Genomic DNA, 25,314 nt, shown 5'->3' on the forward strand with positions numbered 1-25,314 from the left:
CTAAGGCGCGGGAAGTTCCGCGAAGTCCGCCACCAGGCCCCGGTGATGGCCCGCCGTGCCCAGGGTCAGGGAGTCGGCCTTGGCGCGCTTGAGGTAGAGATGGGCGGGGTGTTCCCAGGTCATGCCGATGCCGCCGTGGAGCTGTACGCACTCCTCGGCGGCGCGGACGGCCACCCCGGAGCAGTAGGCCTGCGCGACGGCGACCGTCAGCGGGGCGTCGGGCGAGGCCGTGGCGAGGGCGTCGGCGGCGGCGCGGGCCGCCGCGCGGGCGGAGGCCACCTCCAGCCAGAGCCGGGCCAGGCGGTGCTTGAGGGCCTGGAAGGAGCCGACGGGCCGGTTGAACTGGTGGCGGGTGCGCAGGTGGGCGACGGTCTCGGTGAGGCACCACTCGGCGATGCCGAGCTGCTCCGAGGCCAGCAGCCCGGCGCCGGAGAGCAGGGCGCCGGCGATCGCGGCGCGGGCGGTGGCGGGGTCCGCGAGCCGGGTGCCGGGGGCGGCGTCGAGGGTGACGGTGGCCAGCGGCCGGGTCAGGTCGAGGGGGACGGCTGCCGTCAGCGTGGCGGAGGCGGCGGGAACGGCGTGGAGTCCGGTGTCGGCGAGGACCAGCAGGACGTCCGCGGCGACCGCGTCGGCGACGGAGGTGACGGTGCCGGTCAGCGTCCCGCCGCCGGTGTCGTGGGCGGGGGCGGGCAGGGGGGCGCCCGGGGCCAGGGTGAGGGGGAGCACGGGGACGCAGATCCGGTCGCCGGCCGCGAGTTCCCGTAGCAGCGCGGCCACTTCGGGGCCGGTGGCGGTGTCGCAGCAGCCCAGCAGGATCTCCGTCGCGAGGACGGAGCTCGTCAGGTACGGGACGGGGGCGACGGCGCGGCCCAGCTCCTCCAGGACGACGGCGGCCTCCCGGTGCCCGGCGCCCGCCCCGCCGAGCTTCTCGGGGACGAGGAGGCCGGCGGCGCCGATGCCAGTGGCGAGGGTGCGCCACAGCTCCGGGTCGTGGGGGCGGCCGGTCTCGGCGCGGGCGAGGACGGCCGCGGCGTCGCAGCGGTCGGCGAGCAAGGACCGTACGGCGGAGCGGAGTTCCTCCTCGGTGTCGGTGTAGAGGAGGTCGAGGGCGGCGCCCTGGGGCGGTGCTGTCGTCATCGGGCCAGGTCCTTCCAGGCGGTGTCCTTGTCGTCGCGCGGTTCCGCGGGCAGGCCGAGGACGCGTTCGGCGACGATGTTGAGGAGGATCTCGCTGGTGCCGCCCTCGATGCTGTTGCCCTTGGCGCGCAGGTAGCGGTATCCGGCGTCGCGGCCGGTGAAGTCGACGAGTTCGGGGCGGCGCATGGTCCAGTCCTCGTACAACAGGCCTTCCTCACCGAGGAGTTCCACCTCCAGGCCGCTGATCTCCTGGTTGAGGCGGGCGAAGGCGAGTTTCATGCCGCTGCCCTCGGGGCCGGGCTGGCCGGCGGCGAGCTGCTGGCGCAGCCGCTCGCCGGTGAGGCGGGCGACCTCGGCCTCGACCCACAGTTCCAGCAGGCGCTGGTGCAGGGCGTGGGTGCGCAGGGCGGGGCGTTCGCGCCAGGTGGCGGCGACGGGGGCGATCATGCCGCCCTCGCGCGGGATCCGCATGCCGCCGATGGAGACCCGTTCGTTCATCAGGGTGGTGCGGGCGACGGCCCAGCCCTGCCCGACGGCGCCGAGGCGGTGGGCGTCGGGGATGCGGACCCCGGTGAGGAAGACCTCGTTGAACTCGGCCTCGCCGGTGATCTGGCGCAGCGGGCGGACCTCCACGCCGGGGGCGTGCATGTCGCACAGGAAGTAGGTGATGCCCTGGTGCTTGGGCAGGGCGGGGTCGGTGCGGGCGATGAGGATGGCCCAGCGGGCGGTGTGGGCGCTGGAGGTCCACACCTTCTGGCCGTCCACGACCCACTCGCCGGTGGCCTCGTCGAGGACGGCGCGGGTGCCGAGCGCGGCGAGGTCGGAGCCGGCGCCGGGCTCGCTGAAGAGTTGGCACCAGACCTCCTCGCCGACCCACAGCGGGCGCAGGAAGCGCTGCTTCTGCTCCTCGGTGCCGTACGCGAGGATCGTGGGCGCGGCCATGCCGAGGCCGATGCCGATCCGCCGGGGGTCGTTGTCGGGGGCTGCGGCGGCCTCCAGTTCGGCGTCGACGACGGCCTGGAGGGTGCGGGGGGCGGCGAGGCCGCCGAGGCCTTCGGGGTAGTGGACCCAGGCGAGTCCGGCGTCGAAGCGGGCGCGCAGGAAGTCGGCGCGGGCGGTGGTGGCGGGCCGGTGTGCGGCGAGCAGGTCCCGTACGCGGGTGCGGAGGTCCTCGGGGGTGGGTGCGGGGGCGCTCATCGGGGTCCTCCGTCGTGGGCCGGTACGACGACCAGCCGGCCGGTGGTGGCGCCGTCGGCGAGGCGCTGGACGGCGTCGGCGGCGCCGGTGAGGGGGACGCGTTCGCTGACGAGGGGTTTGACGGTTCCCTCGGCGGCGAGGCGGGTGAGTTCGGTGTGGCAGGCGAGGACGGCGGCGGGGTCCTTGGCGGCGTAGAGGCCCCAGTGCAGGCCGAGGATCGCGTAGTTCTTCACCAGGGCGTGGTTGAGGGCGGGCGCGGGGATGGTGCCGCCGGCGAAGCCGACGACCACGATCCGGCCCTCGAAGGCCACGCATTTGGCGGAGGCGGTGTAGGCGTCCCCGCCGACCGGGTCGTAGACCACGTCGGCGCCGCGGCCGCCGGTGAACTCCTTCACGCGGGCGACGAGGTCCTCGGAGGTGCGGTCGATGACGAGGTCGCAGCCGAGTTCCTCGGCGGTGCGCGTCTTGGCCTTGCCTCCGACGACGCCGATGACGGTGGCTCCGGCGGCCTTGCCGAGCTGGACGGCTGCGCTGCCGACCCCGCCGGCGGCGGCGTGCACGAGGAGGGTCTCGCCGGCCTGGATCCGGGCCCGGCGGTGCAGTCCGAACCAGCCGGTCTGGTAGCCGATGTGCAGGGCGGCGGCCTCGGCGTCGTCGAGGGACTCCGGGGCGGGGAGCAGGGCGCGCGCGGGGGCGGTGACGTACTCGGCGAAGCCGCCGTGGGGCAGGCTCGGGTTGGCGATGACGCGACGGCCGTCCTCGGTCTCACCGCAGATCTCGACGCCGGGGGTGAAGGGCAGCGGGGGCCTGATCTGGTACTGGCCGCGCACGAGGAGGGCGTCGGGGAAGTTGACGTTCGCCGCGAGCACCTTGAGCCTCACCTCACCCTCGCCGGGCACCGGTTCGGGGACCTCCTCGAGGCGCATGGCCTCGCGGGGCTCGCCCAGGGTGTGTACTCGCCATGCCTGCATCCGGGGCCTCCAGCCGCCGTCGAGGAACCACGCTCGGCGGCATACTAAGCGGTCGCTTGCCCCCTTGGGAACCCTCGGTCCAGCCAGCTAGGTACACCCGCGCCCGCAGCGGCCGGCGCCCCCCGCGCACCCCGGCCGGGACTCCCGGAAATCGCACGCACGAACAACAGGTGAACGGGGATACCGGGAGATAGCATCAACACGCCGCTCTCACAGGGCATATGACGCAACAGGGGATTCCGCGCGCCCGGAGCACACGACGCTCCGGGCGCGCGTCTGCGCCGCACCCGCACACCACAGGGGGAATCGAGCCATGAACCGCACACCCGTGAGACGGGCCGCCTCGGCCGCCGCCGCCGCGATCGTCCTCGCCGGAATCGTCACCGCCGCCGGCCCCGCCACGGCCGCCACCACCTGCACGCCCAGGCTCCAGGTGCTGGGCTCCCTGGGCGAGAGCATCTACAACCCCGGCAACCCGCAGGCGGAGGGCGTCCACGACCTCGGCCCGGGCAACCTGTCGGTCGGCACCTCGGGCGGGCTGCCCGTGTACTGGACCGGCACCACGCTCCGCAAGGTCCCGCTGCCCGCCGGCCAGTCGGGCGAACTGGTCGCCGTGAACAAGGGCGGCCTGATGGTGGGCATCGTCCACGGCTCCGCCGGCTACGTGTTCACCTTCCGGGCGGGCGCCGCCGCGGTCACCCCGCTGCCGGGCAGCGACTACGCGTACGGCGAGGCCGACGTCAACGACGCCGGGTACGTCGTCTCGCGCAACCAGGCGGGCGTGGGCCTGGTCTGGAAGGACGGCCAGAAGGTGCGCGAGCTGGCCCCGCCGGCGGACACCCCGGCGCACACCCGCGTCGACCTCGTCACCGGTATCAACAACAAGGGCGACATCCTCGGCACGGCCAAGCTGAACCACATCGACGACTCCGACCAGCAGAGGTGGGAGGTCTTCCCGGTGCTCTGGCCCGCCGACGGCGGGCCGGCGAAGTCCCTCGCCCCCAGCGGCGGCGGCCTGTACCAGGAGAGCTACGTCCAGGACCTCGACGAGAGCGGCTCCGTCGTCGGCTACGACTGGTACGGGCCGGGATACCAGTTCACGCCGTGGACCTGGACGCCCCCGTACACCACGCCCGGCACCTCCCCCGGCGTGCTGAACACCCACCCGTACGGGACGTTCGAGGCGATCAGCCCCACCACCAAGGTCACCGTCGGCACCGCCAAGTTCCACCCGGACGAGACGACGCTGGCCGATCAGGCGCAGCTGTGGCCGGGTACGGGTCCGGTGCTCGCGCTGCCGCGGCTCGCGGCGGGCAAGGCCAGCATCGCCGAGGCCGTCTCCGACGACGGCCGGGTCGGCGGCGCCGCCGTCAACGCCAAGGGCAAGCTCAAGCCGGTGATCTGGACCTGCGCGACGAAGCAGGCGTACCTGCCGCAGTAGTGGCGAGGCAGCGGGACCGTCATGAGCATGGCGATCTGAGCGTCCGCACGCTATCGATGCCCCATGACGGACAACGCCCCGCGCGGGCTGCCCGCGCCGCCGCCGCTCGGCGCCGCCGCCCTGCCCCCCGGTACGTACGGGGGGCAGGTGGTCCTGGTGACCGGCGGCGGCACCGGGCTGGGCAAGGCCATCGCCGCCGAGTTCGCCCGGCTCGGCGCCGACCTGGTGATCGCGGGCCGCCGGGCCGGGCAACTGGAGGCGGCCTGCGAGGAGTTGACGGCCGTTCCCGGAGCGGGCCGGGTGACGGCCGCCGTCTGCGACATCCGGGACCCGGAGCGGGTCGCCGAGGTCTTCGACGCGGCCGAGGCGGCGCTCGGGGTGCCGGACGTCCTCGTCAACAACGCCGCCGCCAATTTCCCCTGCCCGGCGGAGGACCTGTCCCCGAACGCCTGGCGGGCGGTGGTGGACACCACCTTGACCGGAACCTGGTTCGCCACGAGGGAGTTCGGCCGGCGCCACCTCGCGGCCGGCACGCCCGGGTCGATCGTCAGCATCGGCGCTTCCTACGCCTGGACGGGCGGACCCGGCTTCGCTCACAGCGCCGCCGCGAAGGCCGGGGTGAAGAACCTGGTGGAGACGCTCGCCGTGGAGTGGGGCCCGTACGGCATCCAGATCAACGGCCTGGTGCCGGGGCTGTTCCCGCACTCCGACATGACCGAGGACATCCGGGGCGGCCTGGAGCGCGCCGCGCCCGCCGACCGGGCCGCCCGGCAGCCCGCCCTGCGGGTGGGCGTACCCCGCGAACTGGGCTGGGCCGCCACCTTCCTGGCCTCCCCGTACGCCCGTTTCGTCACCGGGCACACGCTGGTGGTGGACGGCGCGAACTGGCAGCGGCGGGCCTTGGTCAACCCCGAGGTGGTGCCGGTGCGCGAGCAGCTGGGGCGCGGGCCGTTCAGCCCGTGAACCGGCCGCGTCCGAGGGGCGTGTGGCAGATTGGCCCCGGAGGTGTTGCAGTGAGTCCGGTACGGGAAGCGCACGGCGGGGCCGGTCCGACGGGACGCCCCTCGCTGACGGAGCGGCGCAGAGCGGCCACCCGCTCGGAGATCGCCGAGGCGGCGGCCGCCCTGTTCTCCGAACGCGGCTACGAGGCCACGACGGTGGAGGACATCGCGCGCGCCGCCGGGATCTCCCTGCGCACCTTCTACCGCTACTGCCCTACGAAGGAGGATGCGCTCACCCCCGTCCTGACGGCCGGGGTCGCGCAGCTGGTGGAGCAGCTGGCCCTGCGCCCGGCGGCGGAACCGGTCACCGAGGCGGTCCAGGCCGCCTTCGTCACGGCGACGGCGGGCGACCGGTACGCGCAGCCGGGCCAGACGGTGCGGCTGATCCAGGTGATGAGCCGGGTGCCGGAGATCCGGCTGCGCTGGCTCGCGGTCGCGCGGGCCATGCAGGACCGCCTCGTCCCGGTGCTGGCGGCGCGCACCGGCCGGGCGGAGTCGGCGTTGGAGACCCGGGTGCTCGCGGCGGTGCTGATCGACGCGGTGACCGTCGCGCTGGAGCACTGGGCCGCCGAGGAGGGGCGCGAGCCGCTGCACGAGGTCTCGGCGCGGGCGCTGGCGCTGCTGAGGGTGGCGGAGTAGGCCCTCCCGGTGTGCGGGGCGGGGCCGTTGTCAGTGGCCTGAGGCACCATCAGGAGCATGATGATCGACGACTGGGAACCCTTCCTGCGTACCTGGAGCACCGAGCGCGACGCCGCCGTCCGCGCCGAGGACCCTTCGGTGGAGCCCCTGGGCTGGCTGGGCTTCGAACCGGCCCCGGCGGAGCGGATCGAGGCGCTCGAAGCACGGCTGGGGGCCCGGCTGCCGCCCTCGTACCGGTCGTTCCTGGCCGTGACCGACGGGTGGCGCTGGGCCGGGGAGTCCGTGTACCTGCTCGCCGGGACGGAGCGGGTGGGGCTGATGCGGGACCTGACGCCCTCGCTCCGGGACAGCCTGCAGATATGGGACCAGGAAGACGTCGAGGAGATGGACGAGGAGGAGATCGAGGCCTGGACGGAGGAGGACGAGGAGAACTGGACGAGCGAGCAGTGGCAGCGGGCCGTCCAGATCTCCCTGGAGGGAGACCAGACCTGGCTGTTCCTCGACCCGGGTGACGTCGACGACCGGGGCGAGTGGGCGGCGTACAGGTACTCCAGCTGGCGCGGGGAGGGACCGGACCGGCACGCGTCCTTCGGCGAGCTCATGCACGAGGAATTTCGGAGCTTCCACCGTTTGCGCAAGCCGCCCGGCGAGACGCGTCGGCGGCTGGCGGCGCAGGTGGAGCGGGCGAGGACGGACCTCCTCGCCGGGCGCCTCGACGAGGCGGAGTCACAGCTGGCGGACGCGCACGAGTTCCGCCTCCCGGCGGCGGCCGTGTACCTGAGCCAGATCCGGGGGCTGCGTGGGGACCACTCCACACTGTCCGAGGCCCGGGCCTCACTCACGAAGGGCGACCCCCTGCTGGCCCGTGCCGTCCTGCCGGTCCTGGCTGCTGTCACCGAGCAGCGGTCGACTTCCCATCAGGTCCCTGACAACGCACTCGGCGGCCACCGCCTGCGCTTCCGCGAAGGCCCGTGGCAGCCCTGGGCCGACGAGGCTCTCGACCGGGCCCGGGAGCTGGCGAAGTGGGGTGACCCGGAGGCGGCCTGGCAAGTGCTGGCCACGGAGGCGCTGCCCGGGTGGACGCCGGTCGGCGACCACCACGTGGCCCCCGTCGAGCTGATGGCCGACCCCTTTCTGGCCCCGCTGATCACTCCGGAGCGAGCCCGGCGCATCCTGACGACTCCACGCCCGGGGACGGCCGTCGCGGCGGGTCCCGCCGAGGCCGCGTCGGAGGACCCGTCCGGGCTGCTGGAGGGCGGGTGGCACACCTCCGCCGTCTGCCTGACCTTCGCCCGCGCCACCGAGCCACGGAAGCTGGCGATCCGGCTGGGCGCGGGACCGGAGCCCGTGCGGCCGTCCCCGGACAGCCTCGGCGCGGCGTTGTTCTTCCGTCCCGAGGGCACGGACCGTCCGGACCGGAGCATGCTGCACCTCGGAGTCGCCGCCGGAGGCTGGAGCTTCGTCGCGGAAGCTTCGGCCAGACCCGTGGCCCCGTCCGAGCCGCCCGTCCCCGGGATCAGCCTGTGGCGCACGTACCCTGACGAGCCGGTCCAGGTACGGTACGCCGACCAGGACGGCCGGGTCGTCTGGTCGCTGACGGCTCCCCCCGAGGGGCCGTACGACGCGGACGGCCCCGTGGTGCGCGGCGGCGCCGATCCGGGGCTGCTGGACGCCGAGTTGGCGGGGGCGGGCCTGCTGCGCGCGGACGGACTCGTGGTGGGGCGGGACCCGGGGCTCGTGGCGGTGGTCGCCCGGCGTTTCGGGCTGTACCTCACCCCGTGCACGGCCCGGCGCGAGCGGCTGCCTTTCCTCAGCGTCGCCCGGCCGGAAGTCCGGCCGACGGACGGCACCCATACGTTCTGGGAGCGCGGCTGAGATCCGCGCTCACGCTCCCCTGAACCGGGGCTCCCGGCGGGCCGCCTGGGCGCCGTAGCCCTCGCGGGAGTCCTCGGAGGTGAGGGTGAGGGCGGCCGTCAGGGCGACCCCGTCGAGGGCGGCGGGCAGGGCGGCATCGGCGTAGGAGTCGACGGCGCGCTTGATGCCCTGGACGGCGAGCGGGGCGTTGGCCGCGATCTCGGCGGCCAGGGCGCGGGAGGCGGCGTCCAGTTCGCTCCCGGGGACCACCAGCTGGACGAGGTTGAGGCGTTCGGCGGTTGCGGCGTCGATGCGGCGGCCGGTCAGGGCCAGGAACTTGGCCCAGCCGGCCCCCGCGTCCCGGGCGATCCGCAGGTCCCCGCCCGCGTCGACGGCCACCCCGAGGCGGGCCTCGGGGAGGGCGAAGACGGCGTCCTCGGCGGCGACGCGGATGTCGGCCATCAGCGCCAGTTCGAAGCCGAAGCCGAGGCAGTAGCCCTGGACGGCGGCGACGACCGGCTGCGGCAGCCGGGACAGGACCGCGAAGCGCTCGTGGACCCAGCGGATGCCCTCGTAGTAGTTCCGGGTCCGTTCGGCGGCGGACTCCCCCGTGACGGCCCCGCCGGGTGCCTTCACGTCGATGCCCGCGCAGAAGGCCCGGCCCTCCGCTCGCAGCAGGACCACCCGGGCCGAGGGGTCGAAGCGGATCCGGTCGGCCAGTAGGCCGAGCTGGCGCGTGGACTCCCAGCTCCAGCCGTTGAGCCGGTCCGGGCGGCAGAGGGTGAGGACCGCGATCCCGTCCGCGACCTCCAGCCGGATCCGTTCCTCGCCCTCGCCGATCTGTGTGGAGACAGTGTCGATCACCGTGTACCGCACCCCCGTTGATAACTGACGGATCGTCAGCTTAGGGGTGGGGGCTCAGCGGGGGAACACCTCGAACGGCACCGCCGGACGGCCGCCGAAGCGGGCCGCGGCCTGCTGGACGTTGCCGGTGAGGAAGGACCGTACGTACTCCTCGGGGTCCTGGTCCGTCAGGCCCTCGATGTACGCCTTGTGCTCCAGCAGGGAGGCGATGGAACGCTCCAGGCCCGGGCCCGCGTCGACCGCGTGGGTGGGGGTGGAGGAACCGGCCACCGCGACCCAGCGCACGCCGTTCCACGGCTCCAGGCCCTGCTCGGAGATGAGCTCCGGGAAGATCCACCGGTTGCCCGCGTCGGCCGCCGCGTCCAGGGTGGCGCGGCCGACGGCGCGGTGGTCGGGGGTGTTCCAGTAGCCACCGCCGCCGACGCCGCCCCAGGTGTCGCGGTGGTTGAGGGTGACGACCAGTTCGGGGCGGTGGCGCCGGATGGCCGCCGCGATGTCGCGGCGCAGGCCGAGGGTGTACTCGACGACCCCGTCGCGGTGGTCGAGGAACTCGACGGCGGAGACCCCGACGACCGCCGCGCTCGCGCGCTGCTCGGCCTCGCGCAGCGGGCCGCACTCGGCCGGGGCGATCCCGTCGATGCCGGCCTCGCCCCGGGTGGCGAGGAGGTAGACGACCTCCCGGCCGCCGTCGGTCCAGTCGGCGACGGCCGCCGCGCAGCCGTACTCCAGGTCGTCGGGGTGGGCGACCACCGCGAGGGCGCGGCTCCAGTCGGCGGGCATGGGCTGCAGGGGGGCGGGCTGATCAGCTTTTTCGCTCATGGTTCGCACCTTAGGCGAACGGACGGACACGGGCCCGCGCAGACCTCCCGGGCCGCGCGGCCGCACGGCGGGCAGCCGCACGCACGGGCCGGACACACCACGTCCGGGCCCCGGACCGCCTCAACGGCCCCGGGCGCAGGCCCCCTTCACGATCCGGTCGGAACGGCCCGCACGGCGTGCAGCAGCGTACGGCGGTGGAACGGCTGGCAGCCCGGGCGGCACACGGAGGTCCGGGCGGAACTGCTGGCGACGGGCGCGGTGGTGGAGGCCGAGCGGGCCCGGTCGGGCCGGACCCTGTTCCTGCCCGGGGAGTGGACCGAGCTGAAGGCCCCGCACCTGCCGCTGGAGACCGCGAAGCCGACGGGCCGGGCCTGTGCCGTGTGCCCCGGGGCTCAGGCCTCCGGGGCACACGGGACGGCGCTACGGGGCGATCGGCAGCTGCCGCTTGTGCTCGGTGAGCCGGTAGCGGCGGGCGATGATCTCGAAGGCGCGGCCGTCCACCGGCTTGCCCTCCAGGAAGTCGTCGATGTCGTCGTAGGTGACACCGAGCGCGTCCTCGTCGGCCTTGCCCGGGTCGAGGGTCTCCAGGTCGGCGGTCGGCACCTTCCACACCAGTTCGGCCGGGGCGCCCAGGGCGTCGGCGACGGCGCGCACCCGGCGCTTGGTCAGGCCGGTCAGCGGGACGAGGTCGGCGGCTCCGTCACCGAACTTGGTGAAGAAGCCGGACACCGCCTCGGCGGCGTGGTCGGTGCCGACGACCAGGCCGTCGTGCGCGCCGGCGACCGCGTACTGGGCGATCATGCGCTGGCGGGCCTTGATGTTGCCCTGGACGAAGTCCTGGTGGTGCGCGTCGCGGAAGGCCACCCCGCCGGCGACGGAGGCCTCGAGCGCGGCGTCGCTGGCCGGCTTCACGTCGACGGTGAGGACCTGGTCGGCGTTGATGAAGGACAGGGCGAGCTGGGCGTCCTTCTCGTCGGCCTGGACCCCGTAGGGCAGGCGCATGGCGTAGAAGGTGGCCTCGTGCCCCGCCTCGCGGGCCCGCTCCACGGCGAGCTGGCACAGGCGGCCGGCGGTGGTGGAGTCGACGCCGCCGCTGATGCCGAGGACCAGGGAGCGCAGGCCGGTCGAGGTGAGGCGCTCGGTGAGGAAGGCCACCCGGCGCTCGATCTCGCGCTGCGCGTCGAAGGTCTCGCTCACCAGCAGCTCGCGGGCGATCTCCTGCTGCAGGGCGGTGGACGCCGACTCGGTCACGGCTGCTCCTCGGGGTCGTGCGTGCGGTACGCGGTTCGCTGTGGGGAAGACCCTAGTCGACACCGCCGGGCGGGGGTCCGCGCGGGCCCGCCCGACCACCCCACCGGCGCCGTGCGGGCCGCCGCCGGTGGGGTGGGTACCGGCTCAGGGGGTCAGGGGGTCAGAACTGGACCACCGAGCGGAGCACCTCGCCGCGCTCCATGCGGGCGAAGGCGTCCTCGACCTCGTCGAGCGCGACGGTCTCCGAGACGAACGCGTCGAGGTCGAGCCGCCCCTGGAGGTAGAGGTCGGTCAGGAGGGGGAAGTCGCGCTCGGGCAGGCAGTCCCCGTACCAGGAGGACTTGAGCGCTCCGCCGCGTCCGAAGACGTCCAGCAGCGGGAGTTCGAGCTTCATCTCCGGGGTGGGGACGCCGACGAGCACCACGGTGCCGGCGAGGTCGCGGGCGTAGAAGGCCTGCCGGTAGGTCTCGGGGCGGCCGACGGCGTCGATGACCACGTCCGCGCCGTTCCCGCCGGTCAGCGACTGGATCGCCTCGACCACGTCCTGCTTGCTGCCGTTGACCGTGTGCGTGGCTCCGAGGCCGCGCGCCCACTCCAGCTTCCGGTCGTCCAGGTCCACGGCGATGATCTTCGACGCGCCCGCGAGCCGGGCTCCGGCGACGGCCGCGTTGCCCACTCCCCCGCAGCCGATGACGGCCACCGAGTCGCCCCGGCCGACGTTGCCGGTGTTCAGGGCGGCGCCGAGGCCCGCCATCACCCCGCAGCCCAGAAGTCCGGCGGCGGCGGGCGAGGCGGCCGGGTCCACCTTGGTGCACTGTCCGGCGGCGACGAGGGTCTTCTCGGCGAAGGCCCCGATGCCCAGCGCCGGGGAGAGCGGGGTGCCGTCCTCCAGGGTCATGGGCTGGGTGGCGTTGTGCGTGGCGAAGCAGTACCAGGGGCGGCCGCGCTTGCAGGCCCGGCAGGTCCCGCACACCGCACGCCAGTTGAGGACCACGAAGTCCCCGGGGGCGACGGAGGTGACGTCCGGGCCGACGGACTCGACGATCCCGGCCGCCTCGTGGCCGAGGAGGAAGGGGAACTCGTCGTTGATGCCGCCCTCCCGGTAGTGCAGGTCGGTGTGACAGACCCCGCAGGCCTGGACCTTGACCAGGGCTTCGCCGGGCCCCGGGTCGGGCACGAGGATCGTGGTCGTCTCCACCGGTGCGCCCTTGCTCCGTGCGATGACGCCTCGTACGCGATGTGTCACTTCGTACCCCGTTCTGATTCGGTCGGTCGGTATCCGGATCATCGAACGTACACGGACGCCGACCGGTAAGGGAGTTGTGTCAGGTTCCCGCAGGCGGTGCGGCCGGACCGGACGGTACGACGGCCCGGAGCGAGGCGGCGAAGGCGGCCACGGCGGGGTGGGCGGCGGCCCCGCTGCGGAAGGCGATCTTCGTACGGCGTTCCATGCGCAGCCGGGTGAGGGAGACGGCCGGGTCCGCCGGCCCCGTGACCCCGAGCTGCGGTACGACGGCCACCCCCTGCCCGGCCGCGACCAGGGCGAGGACGGTGGCGAACTCGTCGACCTGGTGCCGGATCCGAGGGGCGAAACCGGCCGCCTGGCAGGCCCGTACGGTCATGGCGTGGCAGAGGGTGCCGGGGGTGGCGGTGATCCAGGGGGCGTCCTGGTGGGCCCGCAGTACCGCGTCCTGGGCCTGCGCCGCTGCCTCGGCTGCCCGCGCCGGGTCCTGGCCGGGTCCGGGGTGCGGCGCCGGTACGGAGTCCCGCGCGCGCACGCCGGCCGTGGCGGCGGGCTCCGCGAGGTACATCGCCTCCGTGTAGAGCGGCCGGGTCGCGAGCCCCGGCTCCGGCGGGGCGGGGACGAAGTCGTACTCGTGGACCAGGGCCACGTCCAGGTCCCCGGCGCGCAGCGCGTGCGCGACCGCCGCCGGGTCGGTCTCCCGGACCATCGGCTCCAGTCCCGGGTGCCGCCGGGCCAGATCGACCAGCGCCGCCGGGACGATGGCCCGGGTGGCGGTGGGGAAGGCCCCGATCCGCAGGGCCCCGGCCAGGCCGCTGCGGGCCTCGGCGAGGTCGGCGTCGGCCTGTTCCAGCCGCTCCAGGACGGCGTCGGCGTGCCGGACCAGGTTCTGCGCGGCCGGGGTGAGCCGGACCCGGCGGCCGGTGCGCTCCAGCAGCGGCAGCCCGGCCTCGCGTTCGAGGACGGAGAGCTGCTGGGAGACGGCGGAGGGGCTGAAGGCCAGGGCCTCGGCCACGGCGGCGATGGTGCCGCGGCGGGCGAGTTCCCGCAGGAGCCGCAGGCGGCGTACGTCGAGCATCGGCTCAGCTTACGGTTTGGTGAAGAAACGCGAACTGGATTCGATGCTCGCGGCGGGCGAGGCTCGTTCCCATGCGACAGGACATCCGAGAAGAACCCATGCGGCACGACCTCGACCTCGACCTCGAAGGGATCCACGTACCGCTCGTCACCCCCTTCACCCGGACCGGGGAGGTCGCCGCCGAGGCGCTGGAGGCACTGGCCCACGAGGTGCTCGACGCGGGTGCGAGCGGGATCGTGGCGCTGGGCACCACCGCCGAGACGGCCACCCTGGAGGAGGCGGAGCGGGACCTGGTCACCGGGGTCTGTGCCCGGGTCTGCCGGGAGCGGGGGGCCCTGCTCACCGTGGGGGCCGGGGCGAGCGGGACCCGGGCGGCCGAGGCCTCCCTCGCCCGGCTGGCGCGGTGGCCCGAGGCGCGGGCGGCGCTGGTGACGGTACCCGCCTTCGTACGGCCCTCGGCGGCGGGCACGGCGGCCCATTTCGCGCGGCTGGCGGAGGTGAGCCCCGTACCGCTGGTCGTGTATCACATCCCGTACCGGACGGGGCAGCCGCTGGACGCGGCCGCGCTGCGGGCGCTGGGGTCCCTCGCCGGGGTGGCCGCGGTGAAGTACGCGGCCGGCGGGATCGACCAGGACACGGTGGCCCTGCTGGGCGACGCGCCGGAGGGGTTCCAGGTGCTGGCCGGGGACGACGCGTACGTGTCGCCGCTGCTGGCGCTCGGCGCGGCGGGCGGGATCCTGGCCTCCGCGCACCTGGCGACCGGGCGTTTCGTGGAGCTGGCGACGGCCTGGCGGGAGGGTGACGTGGCGCGCGCCCGGACGCTGGGGCACGCGCTGGCGCGGCTGTCGGCGGCGGTCTTCGCGGAGCCGAACCCGGTGGTGGTGAAGGGGGTGCTGCACGCCCTCGGGCGGATCCCGACGCCCGACGTACGGCTGCCGCTGCTGCCGGCCTCGGAGGCGGCGGTGGCTGCCGCACTCAAGGAGTTGGCCGAAATCTGACGGTTGCGGGGGGAGTTGAGCGCACCGTGTTTGACTGGAGGCCATGAGGATCAAGGAACTCGGCAGGTGGACACGGCGGTTGGCGGAGCACGAGCGGCGCCGGGCGGTGAGCCTCGCCCTGTGGGCGGCCCGGCGCCGCCACGGCGTCGGGGACGGGGACACCGCCTTCGGGTACGCGCGCGCCCAGGCCCCGGCCTCGTACGGGCTGATCTTCGTGTGCGCGGTCGACACGGTCGCGGCGCCCTTCATGCTCGCCGCGTATCCGGTGGCGCACCTGGTGATGCTCGTCGTGGACCTCTACCTGCTGCTCGTGACGCTCGGGCTGCACGCGGCGGCGGTCACCCGGCCGCACGTGGTGGGGGCCGGCGGGGTGCGGGTGCGCCGGGGTGCGGGCTTCGACCTGCGGATACCGCTGGAGCTGATCGCCTCCGTGCGGCACGGGGCCCGCTTCCCCGACGCGAACACCCAGCAGGAAGGGGTCCTGGACCTGGCGGTCGCCTCCCAGACCTCGGTGACCCTGGAGCTGGTCCGGCCGGTCACCGCCGTCGACCTGTGGGGGCGGCGCCGGCAGGTGCGGACGGTCCACTGGCACGCCGACGCGGCACGGGAGGCCGCGGCGGCGGTCAGGGCGCTGCTGCCGGTCGGCACCTGAATGGCGAACGCGCCGGAAAGAGCCCCTTGTGGGCGATTTGGGGCCATCGTGCGATGCGCCCGGATCGGCCGTATCGGCCCGCGAATTGCCCGTATTGGGCCGGGCGACCGGGAGGCCCTTTAAACCGTGATGTGGGTCACGCACGGCGGGTCAACATCAATTTCCCCGAATAGGCCGGTTCCCTTTTCCCGGAAAGGAAATCGACCCTTGCCCGCAGAAGGCTTCATGGTCATTTACCGCACAGCCTGCGGGAAGTCGATCTCCGGGCGGAATTCGCGTCTTGTTCCGGCCCCGCGCACTCGCCTACGGTCACCCTCATTCCCGGCGGCCGAATGCCGAATCCGGCCGCCGCCGGGGCTCTCCCGTACCCCCACGTGAGGAACAGCGCCATGCCCGCAACGGGTAAGCACCGCCGGCCGAAGCAGAACCCGATCGCCCGCCGCCTGGCCTTCGCCGGCACCGGCGGAGCGGCCGTCCTGGCCCTGCCGCTGATCAGCGCCACCAGTGCCGGGGCGGTGGAGACCGCCAAGGCCCCCACCACCTATTCCGTGGTCGCGGGAGACACCCTCTCCAAGATCGCGGCGGAGCATTCCGTGAGCGGCGGCTGGCAGCAGCTGTACGCCGCGAACCGGACCGTCGTCGGCGACAACCCGTCGGTGATCCGCCCGGGTACCACCCTCCGGCTCGGCGCCGCCGCGAAGACGGCCGGCGCGGTGCAGGCCGCGGCCGAGCCGGCCGCCGCCTCGTACCCGAACAATCTCGACGGCTGGATCCGCGAGTCCCTGGACGTGATGGCCCGCCACGGAATTCCCGGGTCCTACAACGGGATTCACCGCAATGTGATGCGCGAGTCCTCCGGCAATCCCCTGGCGATCAACAACTGGGACTCCAACGCGGCCGCCGGAATCCCCTCCAAGGGACTCCTCCAGGTCATCGACCCGACCTTCCGCACCTATCACGTCCCCGGTACGCCGATGGACTCCTACGACCCGGTCGCCAACATCACCGCGGCCTGCAACTACGCCGCCGCGCGCTACGGCTCGATCGACAACGTCAACGGGGCCTACTGAGGCAGTCGCCGGCCCTGCCGCTCGCGGTACAGATCGCGCAGCAGGGCGATCTCGGCCCCGTGGTGCAGCAGTTCCTGGTTGACCCACCACACGATGTCGAGGAACGGCTCCTCCGCGTCGCTGCCGTGGGGGTAGGTGCAGTACCCGACGGTGTCCAACGCGGCGTCGTCGACGCCGAGCAGAGCCTTCCGCCAGGCCTCGGCGCCCGCCTCGAACGCCGCCACCGCGCCCCGGGCGTCCCCCTGCACGGGGTGGACGTCCCGGGTCAGGGTGCGGGTTCCGGCGGTGTGGTCGGCCCGCAGGGTCAGCATCTCGCCGAGGTGGCTCAGGCGCCACGCGAGCGTGGTGAACGGCGGCGGCCAGGGGTGCGGGTACGCCGCCGCGTCGCGCCCCCAGTCACCGGCGCCGGCCAGGAAGGTCGCCCGGGACCCCGGCCCGTCCGTACGCCGGCGCACCGACCAGCAGCCGGGCACCGGCTCCCAGAGGTACTCCTCGTCGCTCATCGGGCCGACCACGGTGTCCGTCCCGTCACCGCTGTCCATGACGGGCCCGGCCATCCGGCCCGCGAGGCGCTCCCGCGCGAAGTCGAACTGTTCCAGCAGCGGTATCAGTCGGGGTGGGGTCACGAGACGCTCCTGTGCGTACGGCCGGAACACGGCGGCGGGACGATCTTGCGACCCGCCACCTTGCCACAGCCGGCGCCCCCACCGCGTCCCGGTTTTCGGGGGAGTCGAAGGTGCCCGGGAGCCGGCGGTGCCGGTCCGCCCCGCCCTCAGGCCCGGGCCCCCGGGCCTGCGGGCGGCCGGAGCCCGGCGCGTGAGCGGGCGCGGCGGGCGCGGGCCAGGGTGCGCAGCGGGGCCGCGAAGCCGTAGCCGATGTCGCGGCGCAGGGCAGCGGAGCCGGCCCGTTCCACGGCGGTGAGCTGGTGCGCCATCAGCTCGGTCATCGTCGCGACCACGGGGCGCAGGCCAGGGGCGGCGAGGTCGAGGATGCCGTCGGTGGCGGCCAGGGCGGTACGGGCGCGCAGGCACTCGGCGGCGAGGAGGCCGCGTACGGCCGGGGTGTCGCGGGCCCGTTCCAGATCGGCCCGGGTCACGCCGTGCTCGTCGAGGCGGGCGCGCGGGATGCAGAGCCTGCCTTCCGCGAGGTCCCCGGAGAGGTCGGCGAGGAAGTCGACGCGCTGGGCGGCGTCCACGAATGCGCGCCACCCGGCGGCCTGTTCGGCGTCGGGGCCGCCCTCGTACTGGAGGCCGGTGAAGACCAGCACCCCGGGCCAGGCGTAGGCGTCGAGGTACGCCTGGAAGTCCTCCTCGGCCGCGAAACCGTCGAAGCCGGCCTCGGCGGTGGCGGCGCCCTGGAGGAAGCGGGTGATCCAGTGGCCGGGGAGGCCCCGGGTACGCGCGGCATGGGCGTACGCGCGCAGCAGCGGGTCGGGACCCTCCCCCGGACCGGAGGCGAGGGCCGCCTCGACGCGCCCGGTGAGGGCGGCGAGTGCGGCCGCCCGCCGCTGCGCGCTGCCGGTCTCGGCGACGTCGTCGACCAGGTTCATGAACGCCAGTCCGGCCGCGAGCCAGGGCACCAGCGGCGGCGCGGCCAGCAGGCGCAGCGCGAGGTAGGGGGCCGGTTCACGGCGCAGCACGCGGCGGGCGGCGTGGGTGTAGTCGTCCCTGAGGCCGGGGTCGGATATCCCGGCCCCGGTGAGGGTGTTGCGCCAGCTGGGCATGGTGGCCGTGCTCCCTTGAACCGTGTCGGACCGTACGTGTTGCAGGGCTACACGATCTCAGGAGGCACGGCCCCCGCCTCGGCCGGTCCCGGTCGTCAGCAGCGGCGGCGGTCGGCCGTGACCGTGCCCTGGGCGGTGGTCGCCGTGCGGTCGTAGCAGCCGTCGCCGGTCCCGTACTCCTGGTGGCGGACGGTCGTCGTGCCGACGGCGTGCCGCTGGTCGCGCGGGACGTTCGCCGTGTAGGTGGCGTCGCCCGTGTACCGGTCCTCGGAGCGGACGCGGTCGACCTGGCGGCCGCCGCGCAGGGTGACCGTGTCGGCGCGGTCCCCGAGGGTCAGGGCGGTGCGCAGCCGGTCGCCGGCGCCGAGGGTGGTCTCGCCGTCCATGGTGTAGGCGCGTGCCGTACGGGTGGTGGTGGAGCCGCGCGTGACGCTCTCCTCGTCGCTCCAGGCGGCGGTGAGCGCGTCCCGTGCCTCGCCGTCGGTCCAGCGGTGCGCGGAGGTGTTGGTCACGGCCCGGGTGACGGTGGTGGTGACCCGGCCGTGCGAGGTGTCGAGGTACCCGGCGGTGGTGAGGCGGTGGCCGCCCTCGGTGTCGAGGCGGTGCTCGGTGCCGGGGGTCCAGCGGGAGCTGCCGGTCGGGGCGCTCTCCTCGTGGCGGGTGAGGGCTCCGGTGACGACCTGGCGGCCTCGGTCCTGCCAGAGCAGCAGGTTGACGGGGGTGCTCCAGCCGCTCTGGCCGGCCGGGACCCCGGCGACGGACACCTCGATCCGGTGCGGGCGGCCGTCGTTGAGGAGGGCCGCCCAGGGGGTGAGGTCGTAGCGGATCGGCTGGACGTCGAAGGCGCGCGGGCCCGGGGTGACGTACCAGAGGAAGGGGTTGGACCAGCCGCCCGTCCAGACGGTGGGGAAGGGCGCGGCGACGCCCGCGAGCCGCCCGTCGACCGAGACCCGGACCTCGCGGTAGGGGCCCCCTTCGGCCTTGCAGGAGTAGGGGGCCGCTTCGGGGACGGTCATGTACCAGTACTCCTCGCATCCGCCGCCCGAGCCGGTGGCGTACACCTCGGCGAGGAGCCGCTCGGTGTTGCTCGGGGTGGTCACGGCGGGGGTGGTGAGCGGGAGGACCAGGTCGGGGGTGTCGGCGGGGCCGGTGCGGCCTTCGGCGGCGTAGAAGGTGAGCGTGACCTTGACGTCGATGACCCCGGTGTAGGTGTCGTCGACGACGTTGCCGATGAGCATCTCGACGGGCTGCGGGCGGGCGAGGGTGTCGCGGTAGCGGGTGACGTCCTTCTCCACGGACCAGGCGATGCCGTCGGGCGAGGGCTGCGGGGTGGAGGTGCGCAGGATCTCCACCCCGCCGAGGGTGAGGTTGCCGAGGCGGTCGTACTGGCGGCCCTTGACCGTGCCGTCGAGGCGCAGGACGACCTTGGCCCAGGCGGAGCGGCCGCAGCCGGCGGGCGGGGCGTACGTCCCGCGGTACGGGGTGAAGTCCCGGAACCGGGCCTCGGCCAGGGTCACCTGGCAGGACCGGGTCGCGGGCCGGGTGACGGGCGGGGCGACGGTGAGGGGGTCGTGCCAGTCGGTGCCGAATTCGGCGGGCGGGGCGGGGTCGGCGGCCTGGGCGCCCGAGGCACCGGAAGCGGCGAGCGCCGGGGTCGCGGCGGTCAGCGTCGCGGCGGCGAGGGTGAGCGCGCCGAGCAGGCCCGTGATCCTGTGTCGTCTCATGGGCCCGCAGTGAAACCCCTCCGGGCCGCCCGCCGCCAGGGCCCGTGGTCCGCGGGTGGCGTGAACCCGCCGCCGCGCCGGCGGGGACGGGGCTCCGGTCAGTGCCCGGCGGGCAGCACCACGACGCCGTCGTCGTCCGCGTACACGGTGTCCCCGGGGCGGAAGGTGACGCCACCGATGGTGACGGGTTCGTCGACGGCGCCCGCGCCGGTCTTGCCGCTCTTGCGGGGGCAGGTGCCCAGCGCCTGGACGCCCAGGGCGAGCCCGCCCAGGGCGACGCTGTCGCGGACGGCCCCGTTGACGATCAGCCCGGCCCAGCCGGAGCGCTGCGCGGCCCCTGCGATCAGGTCGCCGACGAGGGCGGTGCGCAGCGAGCCGGCGCCGTCGACGACGAGGACGGCGCCCTCGCCGGGGGTGTGGAGGAGTTCGCGCAGCAGGGCGTTGTCCTCGTGGCAGCGGACGGTGCGCACGGGCCCGGCGAAGAGCCGGCGGCCGCCGACGGTGCGGAAGGCGGTGGCGCAGATGCCGAGGGCCTCGCCGTACTCGTCGTACAGGTCGGCGGTGGGGACGGGGGTGACGCTCATGTGGTTCGGGGCTCCTAGTGCTCGCGCCGTGCGGGCCCAGCGTAGGCGGTGGGCCCGCACGGCCGGCGGTTCCGGGGTCAGCGGGTACGGGCGCGGACCAGCAGCGCGGCGGCGGTGACGGCGGCGGCCACGGCGCAGGCGCCCGCTCCCGCCCGCCGTGCGGCGAAACCGCCGTCGGAGCGGTAGGAGAACAGGGAGCGGGTGGAGCGCGCCGAGAAGGCCGAGCCGGCGCTCAGCCAGGAGGCCGTGGAGCCCACGGAGAGCGCCGAGCCGAGGGATCCGACGGACAGCACGCTGCCGGCGGAGCCGATGGAGAGCACCGAGCCCACCGAGGCGACGGACAGCACCGAATTCCTGGACCACAGGGAGAGGTACGAGCGGTCGGTCATGGGGATCAGGCTGCCACATGCCCCGCCGGTACGGGGCCGCTCTCGGAGGTCGTGGGCGCGGTGCGGGTCAGCAGCAGCACCCCGCGGGTCGCGGCGAGGGCTCCGGCGACGGCGAGGAGGATGCCGAGCGCGCCGCCCTGGAGGCGTTCGCCGAGCAGGATCATGCCGATGGCGGCGGCGGCGAGCGGGTTGGCGAGGTTGACCACGGCGAGCGGGGCTCCGAGCCCGCCCCGGTAGGCCCGCTGCGAGAGCAGCATCCCGCCGACGGCGAACACCACCACGAGCAGGGCCACCGAGACCACCCGGAGGCTGAGCAGGGCCCCGCCCCGGCCGCCCGCGACGGCGACGGTCTGCGTCAGGGCGGAGGCGACGGCGGAGGCCAGGCCGGAGGCGGTGGCGTGCCGCAGCCCCGAGCGGGGGTCCTTGCGGGCGGTGAGCAGGAGGATCGCGGCGACGGTGGCGCCGCTGACTGCGAGGGCCTCGGCGAGGGTGAGGGTGTCGTCAGGGGCGGGTCCGGAGGCGGGGAGCAGCAGCAGTCCGAGCCCGGTGACGGTGGCGAGGGTGCCCCGCCACTCGGTGGCGGCGACGCGCCGTCCGGCTCCGTGCGCGCCCAGCGGGACGGCGGCGACCAGGGTGAGGGCGCCGAGCGGCTGGACCAGGGTGAGCGGCCCGTAGCGCAGGGCGGCGGCGTGCAGCAGGGCCGCGGCGGCGTTCAGGCCGGCGGACCACCACCAGGCGCCGTTGCCGAGCAGGGCCTTGGCGCTGCGGGCCACGGCGCGGCGGGCGAGCCGTTCCTGGGCGACGGCGGCCGCCGCGTACGTCACGGCGGCGGCCAGGCACAGCGCGACGGCGAGGACGGTGGCGTTCATCGTCCGGCCCCGGCGGTGGCGGTCTCCGGGGCGGCTTCCGGGGCGGTCTCCCGTGCGGTCTCCGGGCGCGGGCGCGGCAGGCTCCGCAGGACCGGCCCGGCGGGCGGGGCGGCGGCCGGTCGCGGGACCAGCAGGAGGGCGGCGCCCAGGAGCAGGGTGGCCACGATCGCGTCGACCCAGTAGTGGTTGGCGGTGCCGACGACCACCAGCAGCGTGGCGAGGGGGTGCAGCAGCCACAGGGCGCGCCACCGGGACCGGGTGGCGGCGATCATCCCGAGGGCCAGCATCAGGGCCCAGCCGAAGTGCAGCGAGGGCATCGCGGCGAACTGGTTGGCCATGGTGTCGGTGGCGGGGGCGGCCCCGTAGACGGTGGGGCCGTAGACCTGGCCGGTGTCCACGAGGTGCGCGGCGCCGAGCATCCGCGGGGGCGCGAGGGGGAAGGAGAGGTGCAGGACGAGGGCGGCGCCGGTGAGGACGGCCAGCACCCTGCGGGTCCACAGGTAGTGCCGGGGGCGGCGCAGGTAGAGCCAGATCAGGAACAGGGCGGTCGCCGGGAAGTGCACGGCCGCGTAGTAGGTGTTCGCGGTGTGGACGACGGCGTCCGAGTGGAGCAGCAGCCGCTGGACGGCGCCCTCGCCGGGCAGGTGCAGGGCTCGCTCGGCGTCCCACACGCGGGCGGCGTTGCGGAAAGCCTCCTCGGTGCGGCCGGTGGAGAGCGTGCGGCCCGCCTTGTAGACGGCGAACAGGCCCGCGACGAGCAGCAGCTCGCGTATGAGCCGGCGGCGGGCGTCCGGGGGCCGGGCGGGTGTGGTGTGGGCGGTCATCCCCCGGTCTCACTTCTTTCGGGTCGGGCTGCTTCGGGCGGTCCACGGCCGTGGTGCTGCCGTCGGTCCGGATCCGCCTTGTATCGACACGCCAGTGTATCGATACATTCCCGTATCGATACGCTGGTGTACCGATACGCTTCCGTAGCCGTACACTCGGCAGCACGGAGCCACCCGCCCCAGGAGCCAGCGAGGAGAGCCGCACCCCCATGACGTCGACGCCGCAGGTCACCGCGCGCCGCTCCAAGATCTCGCCGGAGCGCGAGAAGGAGTTCTACGACGCCGTCCTGGAGCAGTTGCGCGAGCACGGGTACGAGGCCCTCACCATGGAGGGCGTCGCGGCCCGCGCCAGCTGCGGGAAGTCCACGCTGTACCGGCAGTGGCGGACCAAGCCCCGGCTCGTCGCGGCCGCCCTGCGCGCGAGCCGCAGCGACCGGACCCTGGCCAGCGTGGACACCGGGACCCTGGTGGGCGACCTGCGGGAGGCCGCCCGGATCGCGGCCTGCACCTCGGGGCGCGACACCCGGCTGACCCAGGCGCTCGGGCACGCCGTGCTCAGCGACGAGGAGCTCCAGGGCGCGCTGCGCGAAGCCCTGGTGGAGCCCGAGCTGGCCGCGATCGACGCGATGGTGGCGCGGGCGGTGGCGCGGGGCGAGCTCGCCGCGAACCATCCGGCCGTGGAGTTCCTGCCCGCGCAGCTGATGGGTGTCCTGCGGATCCGGCCGGTGCTGGAGGGGCAGTACGCGGACGCCGACTACCTGGTCAGGTTCGTCGACGCGGCCGTGCTCCCCGCCCTCGGCATTACCCCCGGGGCCGAGGCCCCGAGAACCCCCTGAACCGGTGGGCCGCCGTCCTCGATGACCGGACGTCGGCCCCCGCTCGCGCTGCCTCGTGGGGACGGCGGCAGCGCGCCATCCGGACGGGGCGGCGGTCACTCCCGAGCAGGGTGACCGCCGCCCGGTCCGTACGGCTCCCGGCGCACCGGATCAGCGCCCCCGATCAGCGCCCCGGATCTGTGCGAGGACCGGATCCGCGTGATCAGCGTGCGGCGCCCATGACCCGGGCGAACTCCTCCGGATCCGCCTCGAAGCCCCGTACCCGGGTGTCCAGCGACCAGCCGCCCGCGGCCTCGCGGTGGAACTCGGCGACCGTGGCGGCCGTGGCGTCCGCGACCTCGGAGAGGTCGCCGGCGGCGAGCTCCTCGTAGCCGGCGCGTATCCGCACACCGGTACCGGGCACGGCGGCGAAGGGCTTGCGTCCGGACACGGGACCGCCCGCGCCCGCGTCCTGGATGACGACGCCGACCACCACACGGCCCAGTTCGGGCGCCATCCGGTCCAGTTCGAGGGTCATCACCTCGTCGAAGCCGAAGCCCTGCCCGGTACGGCTGTCACGGCCCAGGGTGATGGTGCCGTCGGGGGAGCGGCTGCCGAAGTGCACGAGGTACAGCGGCTCCCCGTACGGGTCCGCGGTGGCGTACACCGCGGCGACGATGTCCAGGTCGTGCGGGGGAAGACCTGCCGCGCTGGGGTCCCAGCGCAGCGCGATCTCCACCTTGGCCAGGCTCTTGCGTACTCCGCTCACCGAACTCCCCCTCCGCCTCGGCCACTTCGGGCCGCCTTGCCCCGCCATGCTGTCACGGGCCGGTGACCGGCGCGCGAACGACCGTACGTTCCCGGCCAGTCGGGGAACCCGGCGCGGCTACCAGTCGCCGTCCTGCACCGGGGCGCCCGGGAGGGGCGCGTCACCGAGCGGGACGATCTGGCCCGGGACCGGGGGGACCCACGGCGTGTGGTCGTCGCCGAGCCACTCCCCCACCGGCTTCACCGCGCTCAGCGGCCCGGCGGCGGGCAGGTCCGCGCCGCCCTCGTCGTAGTAGTCGAACCAGGGCAGTCCGGCCTTCGTGTAGGCGGCCCGGTCCACGGGCGAGGGCGGCGCCTGCTCGCCGGTGATGCGGCGCCACTCGGGCGGGGTCACCAGGTGGACGAAGATCCGCGCGGCCGGCTCCTCGGCCCAGGCGGACAGCTCCCGTTCGTCGCGGTACACCTCCTGGCGCATCGAGCCGCCGACGCCCAGGCCCATCGCCGGGGCCGCGGCGCGGCGGGCCCGGGCCGGGGCCCCTCCAGCCGGCGCCGGGCCGCCCGGGGGTGCGGCCGCCATCGGCGGCGGGACGGGACCGCCGTAGCCGGCGAAGCCGCCCGGGGCGGGCATGCCGCCGGGCGCGGGCGGCGGGGGCGGCACGGGGCGCGCCCGCTCGGCCTCCCGCCAGCGCCGCAGCTCGGCCGGGTTCAGCGGGAAGGCCTGGAGCTGCACCCCACCCGTGGTCTCCTCACCGGTGACCTGTCCCTCGACGGTCGCCCCGAGGCCGAGCGGGACGGCGACGAACTGGCGCACCGTGCCGTCGCCCGAATTGATCCCGTCGAGCCAGGGCTGCCGGGGCAGCACCACGTAGTTCTGCGGGGAGCGGGCCGGGCGCCCGGTCCACCGCTCGCCGGAGACGGCGCACACCTTGCCGACACCGACCTGGAGCGCGGCGGGCTCCCGCGAGCCCGCGAAGCTGAGCCACATCGCCTCGCGCAGGTAGACGGGCAGCATCACCCCGCCCTTCGCCAGCCACTCGGGCGGGACGGTGTCGGGGTGGTCCTCGACCCGCCGCAGCGGGAACTCCCCCAGTCCCGGCGGGAGCCCGTGCGTACCGGATTCCGGGAGGCGCAATGTCCGGATGAAGCGGACCTGTACCCCTTCGCCCAGCAGGAGCGCATTCCCCTCGACCCGCGCCGCGCCTGTTCCTGTCCCCGTCACCGCACCCGACCCCTTCTTCCGCGACCGCCTGGTCCCGCCGAAGATCCTTCGGCGGAACCGGATCGTTATCCTCAAGTTTTACTCAGATCTAGTGACGGCACTCCCGTCACCTTCCTAGCTTCCTCATACACGTGCCTTGACGCCCCCGCGGTTGCGCGTGTGCCCCGTTCCCGCGAATTTTCCCC

At 74.7% G+C, this 25,314-nt stretch carries 25 protein-coding genes; 8 read left to right on the plus strand and 17 right to left on the minus strand.

Annotated elements, in window-relative coordinates:
- From OOK31_RS02390 to OOK31_RS02400, 3 genes are read right to left on the minus strand one after another with little or no spacing between them, the layout of a single operon-like run.
- The gene (locus tag OOK31_RS02390; RefSeq protein WP_267010627.1) at positions 1-1,137 is read right to left on the minus strand and encodes an acyl-CoA dehydrogenase family protein; all 1,137 of its coding nucleotides are present in this window, start codon (positions 1,135-1,137) and stop codon (positions 1-3) included.
- Positions 1,134-2,333 carry an acyl-CoA dehydrogenase family protein gene (locus tag OOK31_RS02395; protein WP_267010628.1) on the minus strand — a complete coding sequence of 400 codons (1,200 nt, stop codon included), beginning with the start codon at positions 2,331-2,333 and terminating at the stop codon, positions 1,134-1,136. The genes OOK31_RS02390 and OOK31_RS02395 overlap by 4 nt, the downstream gene beginning before the upstream one ends.
- Positions 2,330-3,304, minus strand: a complete 975-nt coding sequence (locus tag OOK31_RS02400; RefSeq protein ID WP_267010629.1) for an NADPH:quinone oxidoreductase family protein — start codon at positions 3,302-3,304, stop codon at positions 2,330-2,332. Before OOK31_RS02400 ends, OOK31_RS02395 begins: the two co-directional genes overlap by 4 nt.
- Before the next feature lie 313 nt (positions 3,305-3,617).
- Here OOK31_RS02400 and OOK31_RS02405 point away from each other — a divergent pair, with 313 nt between their 5' ends.
- From OOK31_RS02405 to OOK31_RS02420, 4 genes are all read left to right on the plus strand, one after another.
- Positions 3,618-4,745, plus strand: a complete 1,128-nt coding sequence (locus OOK31_RS02405; protein ID WP_267010630.1) for a hypothetical protein — start codon at positions 3,618-3,620, stop codon at positions 4,743-4,745.
- Positions 4,746-4,808: 63 nt separating this feature from the next.
- Positions 4,809-5,708: an SDR family oxidoreductase gene (locus tag OOK31_RS02410; RefSeq protein WP_267010631.1), complete on the plus strand. Its 900-nt coding sequence runs from the start codon at positions 4,809-4,811 to the stop codon at positions 5,706-5,708.
- Between the two features lie 50 nt (positions 5,709-5,758).
- A complete protein-coding gene (locus tag OOK31_RS02415) occupies positions 5,759-6,385 on the plus strand; it encodes a TetR/AcrR family transcriptional regulator (protein ID WP_267010632.1) in 627 nt (208 codons plus the stop codon).
- A gap of 57 nt (positions 6,386-6,442) precedes the next feature.
- Positions 6,443-8,260 carry an SMI1/KNR4 family protein gene (locus OOK31_RS02420; protein ID WP_267010633.1) on the plus strand — a complete coding sequence of 606 codons (1,818 nt, stop codon included), beginning with the start codon at positions 6,443-6,445 and terminating at the stop codon, positions 8,258-8,260.
- 9 nt (positions 8,261-8,269) lie between these two features.
- Here OOK31_RS02420 and OOK31_RS02425 read toward each other — a convergent pair whose 3' ends face one another.
- The 5 genes from OOK31_RS02425 to OOK31_RS02445 all read right to left on the minus strand — a co-directional run bounded on the left by OOK31_RS02425 (position 8,270) and on the right by OOK31_RS02445 (position 13,494).
- The gene (locus OOK31_RS02425) at positions 8,270-9,103 is read right to left on the minus strand and encodes an enoyl-CoA hydratase/isomerase family protein (protein ID WP_267010634.1); all 834 of its coding nucleotides are present in this window, start codon (positions 9,101-9,103) and stop codon (positions 8,270-8,272) included.
- A 54-nt stretch (positions 9,104-9,157) separates the two neighbouring features.
- Positions 9,158-9,922, minus strand: coding sequence for a PIG-L deacetylase family protein (locus OOK31_RS02430; RefSeq protein ID WP_267010635.1), 765 nt, complete (start codon positions 9,920-9,922; stop codon positions 9,158-9,160).
- 420 nt (positions 9,923-10,342) lie between these two features.
- Positions 10,343-11,173, minus strand: a complete 831-nt coding sequence (nadE, locus tag OOK31_RS02435) for an ammonia-dependent NAD(+) synthetase (protein WP_267010636.1) — start codon at positions 11,171-11,173, stop codon at positions 10,343-10,345.
- A gap of 160 nt (positions 11,174-11,333) precedes the next feature.
- Complete coding sequence (locus OOK31_RS02440; protein WP_267010637.1) at positions 11,334-12,419, minus strand: S-(hydroxymethyl)mycothiol dehydrogenase; 1,086 nt, start codon at positions 12,417-12,419, stop codon at positions 11,334-11,336.
- A 79-nt stretch (positions 12,420-12,498) separates the two neighbouring features.
- A complete protein-coding gene (locus OOK31_RS02445) occupies positions 12,499-13,494 on the minus strand; it encodes a LysR family transcriptional regulator (protein WP_267010638.1) in 996 nt (331 codons plus the stop codon).
- A 71-nt stretch (positions 13,495-13,565) separates the two neighbouring features.
- On the opposite strand from OOK31_RS02445, the gene OOK31_RS02450 reads away from it, so the two are divergent.
- The 3 genes from OOK31_RS02450 (at position 13,566) to OOK31_RS02460 (ending at position 16,214) form a co-directional block, all read left to right on the plus strand.
- Entirely contained in the window at positions 13,566-14,492 is a 927-nt protein-coding gene (locus OOK31_RS02450) for a dihydrodipicolinate synthase family protein (protein ID WP_267010639.1), read from the plus strand.
- A gap of 43 nt (positions 14,493-14,535) precedes the next feature.
- The gene (locus OOK31_RS02455) at positions 14,536-15,144 is read left to right on the plus strand and encodes a hypothetical protein (RefSeq protein ID WP_267010640.1); all 609 of its coding nucleotides are present in this window, start codon (positions 14,536-14,538) and stop codon (positions 15,142-15,144) included.
- A 389-nt stretch (positions 15,145-15,533) separates the two neighbouring features.
- On the plus strand, positions 15,534-16,214 hold the full coding sequence (locus tag OOK31_RS02460; protein WP_267010641.1) for a LysM peptidoglycan-binding domain-containing protein: 681 nt from the start codon (positions 15,534-15,536) through the stop codon (positions 16,212-16,214).
- On the opposite strand, the gene OOK31_RS02465 is transcribed toward OOK31_RS02460, so the two are convergent.
- The 7 genes from OOK31_RS02465 to OOK31_RS02495 all read right to left on the minus strand — a co-directional run bounded on the left by OOK31_RS02465 (position 16,208) and on the right by OOK31_RS02495 (position 22,327).
- The gene (locus OOK31_RS02465; RefSeq protein ID WP_267010642.1) at positions 16,208-16,840 is read right to left on the minus strand and encodes a DinB family protein; all 633 of its coding nucleotides are present in this window, start codon (positions 16,838-16,840) and stop codon (positions 16,208-16,210) included. The two genes, OOK31_RS02460 and OOK31_RS02465, sit on opposite strands and share 7 nt — an antisense overlap.
- A gap of 146 nt (positions 16,841-16,986) precedes the next feature.
- Complete coding sequence (locus tag OOK31_RS02470) at positions 16,987-17,937, minus strand: squalene/phytoene synthase family protein (protein ID WP_267010643.1); 951 nt, start codon at positions 17,935-17,937, stop codon at positions 16,987-16,989.
- Between the two features lie 95 nt (positions 17,938-18,032).
- Positions 18,033-19,661, minus strand: coding sequence for a peptide-N4-asparagine amidase (locus OOK31_RS02475; RefSeq protein ID WP_267010644.1), 1,629 nt, complete (start codon positions 19,659-19,661; stop codon positions 18,033-18,035).
- Between the two features lie 98 nt (positions 19,662-19,759).
- Positions 19,760-20,245 (minus strand): ribonuclease E activity regulator RraA, encoded by a 486-nt coding sequence (gene rraA / locus OOK31_RS02480; RefSeq protein ID WP_267010645.1) that lies wholly within the window; start codon positions 20,243-20,245, stop codon positions 19,760-19,762.
- Between the two features lie 77 nt (positions 20,246-20,322).
- Entirely contained in the window at positions 20,323-20,634 is a 312-nt protein-coding gene (locus OOK31_RS02485; RefSeq protein WP_267010646.1) for a hypothetical protein, read from the minus strand.
- 5 nt (positions 20,635-20,639) lie between these two features.
- Positions 20,640-21,503: a hypothetical protein gene (locus OOK31_RS02490; RefSeq protein ID WP_267010647.1), complete on the minus strand. Its 864-nt coding sequence runs from the start codon at positions 21,501-21,503 to the stop codon at positions 20,640-20,642.
- On the minus strand, positions 21,500-22,327 hold the full coding sequence (locus tag OOK31_RS02495) for a phosphatase PAP2 family protein (protein ID WP_267010648.1): 828 nt from the start codon (positions 22,325-22,327) through the stop codon (positions 21,500-21,502). Before OOK31_RS02495 ends, OOK31_RS02490 begins: the two co-directional genes overlap by 4 nt.
- A 209-nt stretch (positions 22,328-22,536) precedes the next feature.
- Here OOK31_RS02495 and OOK31_RS02500 point away from each other — a divergent pair, with 209 nt between their 5' ends.
- Positions 22,537-23,163 carry a TetR/AcrR family transcriptional regulator gene (locus OOK31_RS02500; RefSeq protein WP_267010649.1) on the plus strand — a complete coding sequence of 209 codons (627 nt, stop codon included), beginning with the start codon at positions 22,537-22,539 and terminating at the stop codon, positions 23,161-23,163.
- A 202-nt stretch (positions 23,164-23,365) separates the two neighbouring features.
- On the opposite strand, the gene OOK31_RS02505 is transcribed toward OOK31_RS02500, so the two are convergent.
- Both OOK31_RS02505 and OOK31_RS02510 read right to left on the minus strand, forming a co-directional pair.
- Complete coding sequence (locus tag OOK31_RS02505; protein ID WP_267010650.1) at positions 23,366-23,911, minus strand: TerD family protein; 546 nt, start codon at positions 23,909-23,911, stop codon at positions 23,366-23,368.
- A gap of 117 nt (positions 23,912-24,028) precedes the next feature.
- A complete protein-coding gene (locus OOK31_RS02510) occupies positions 24,029-25,129 on the minus strand; it encodes a hypothetical protein (RefSeq protein WP_267010651.1) in 1,101 nt (366 codons plus the stop codon).
- Between the last annotated feature and the right edge of the window lie 185 nt (positions 25,130-25,314).

Origin of the sequence: Streptomyces sp. NBC_00249 (assembly GCF_026342355.1) — a bacterium.
GTDB lineage: Bacteria > Actinomycetota > Actinomycetes > Streptomycetales > Streptomycetaceae > Streptomyces.

Bases quoted from the DNA above. Each gene is read 5' to 3' on its own strand.
- OOK31_RS02390 (WP_267010627.1), bottom strand. From the start codon at position 1,137: ATGACGACAGCACCGCCCCAGGGCGCCGCCCTCGACCTCCTCTACACC.
- OOK31_RS02395 (WP_267010628.1), bottom strand. From the start codon at position 2,333: ATGAGCGCCCCCGCACCCACCCCCGAGGACCTCCGCACCCGCGTACGG.
- OOK31_RS02400 (WP_267010629.1), bottom strand. From the start codon at position 3,304: ATGCAGGCATGGCGAGTACACACCCTGGGCGAGCCCCGCGAGGCCATG.
- OOK31_RS02405 (WP_267010630.1), top strand. From the start codon at position 3,618: ATGAACCGCACACCCGTGAGACGGGCCGCCTCGGCCGCCGCCGCCGCG.
- OOK31_RS02410 (WP_267010631.1), top strand. From the start codon at position 4,809: ATGACGGACAACGCCCCGCGCGGGCTGCCCGCGCCGCCGCCGCTCGGC.
- OOK31_RS02420 (WP_267010633.1), top strand. From the start codon at position 6,443: ATGATGATCGACGACTGGGAACCCTTCCTGCGTACCTGGAGCACCGAG.
- OOK31_RS02430 (WP_267010635.1), bottom strand. From the start codon at position 9,922: ATGAGCGAAAAAGCTGATCAGCCCGCCCCCCTGCAGCCCATGCCCGCC.
- OOK31_RS02445 (WP_267010638.1), bottom strand. From the start codon at position 13,494: ATGCTCGACGTACGCCGCCTGCGGCTCCTGCGGGAACTCGCCCGCCGC.
- OOK31_RS02450 (WP_267010639.1), top strand. From the start codon at position 13,566: ATGCGACAGGACATCCGAGAAGAACCCATGCGGCACGACCTCGACCTC.
- OOK31_RS02455 (WP_267010640.1), top strand. From the start codon at position 14,536: ATGAGGATCAAGGAACTCGGCAGGTGGACACGGCGGTTGGCGGAGCAC.
- OOK31_RS02460 (WP_267010641.1), top strand. From the start codon at position 15,534: ATGCCCGCAACGGGTAAGCACCGCCGGCCGAAGCAGAACCCGATCGCC.
- OOK31_RS02470 (WP_267010643.1), bottom strand. From the start codon at position 17,937: ATGCCCAGCTGGCGCAACACCCTCACCGGGGCCGGGATATCCGACCCC.
- OOK31_RS02475 (WP_267010644.1), bottom strand. From the start codon at position 19,661: ATGAGACGACACAGGATCACGGGCCTGCTCGGCGCGCTCACCCTCGCC.
- rraA (WP_267010645.1), bottom strand. From the start codon at position 20,245: ATGAGCGTCACCCCCGTCCCCACCGCCGACCTGTACGACGAGTACGGC.
- OOK31_RS02485 (WP_267010646.1), bottom strand. From the start codon at position 20,634: ATGACCGACCGCTCGTACCTCTCCCTGTGGTCCAGGAATTCGGTGCTG.
- OOK31_RS02490 (WP_267010647.1), bottom strand. From the start codon at position 21,503: ATGAACGCCACCGTCCTCGCCGTCGCGCTGTGCCTGGCCGCCGCCGTG.
- OOK31_RS02495 (WP_267010648.1), bottom strand. From the start codon at position 22,327: ATGACCGCCCACACCACACCCGCCCGGCCCCCGGACGCCCGCCGCCGG.
- OOK31_RS02500 (WP_267010649.1), top strand. From the start codon at position 22,537: ATGACGTCGACGCCGCAGGTCACCGCGCGCCGCTCCAAGATCTCGCCG.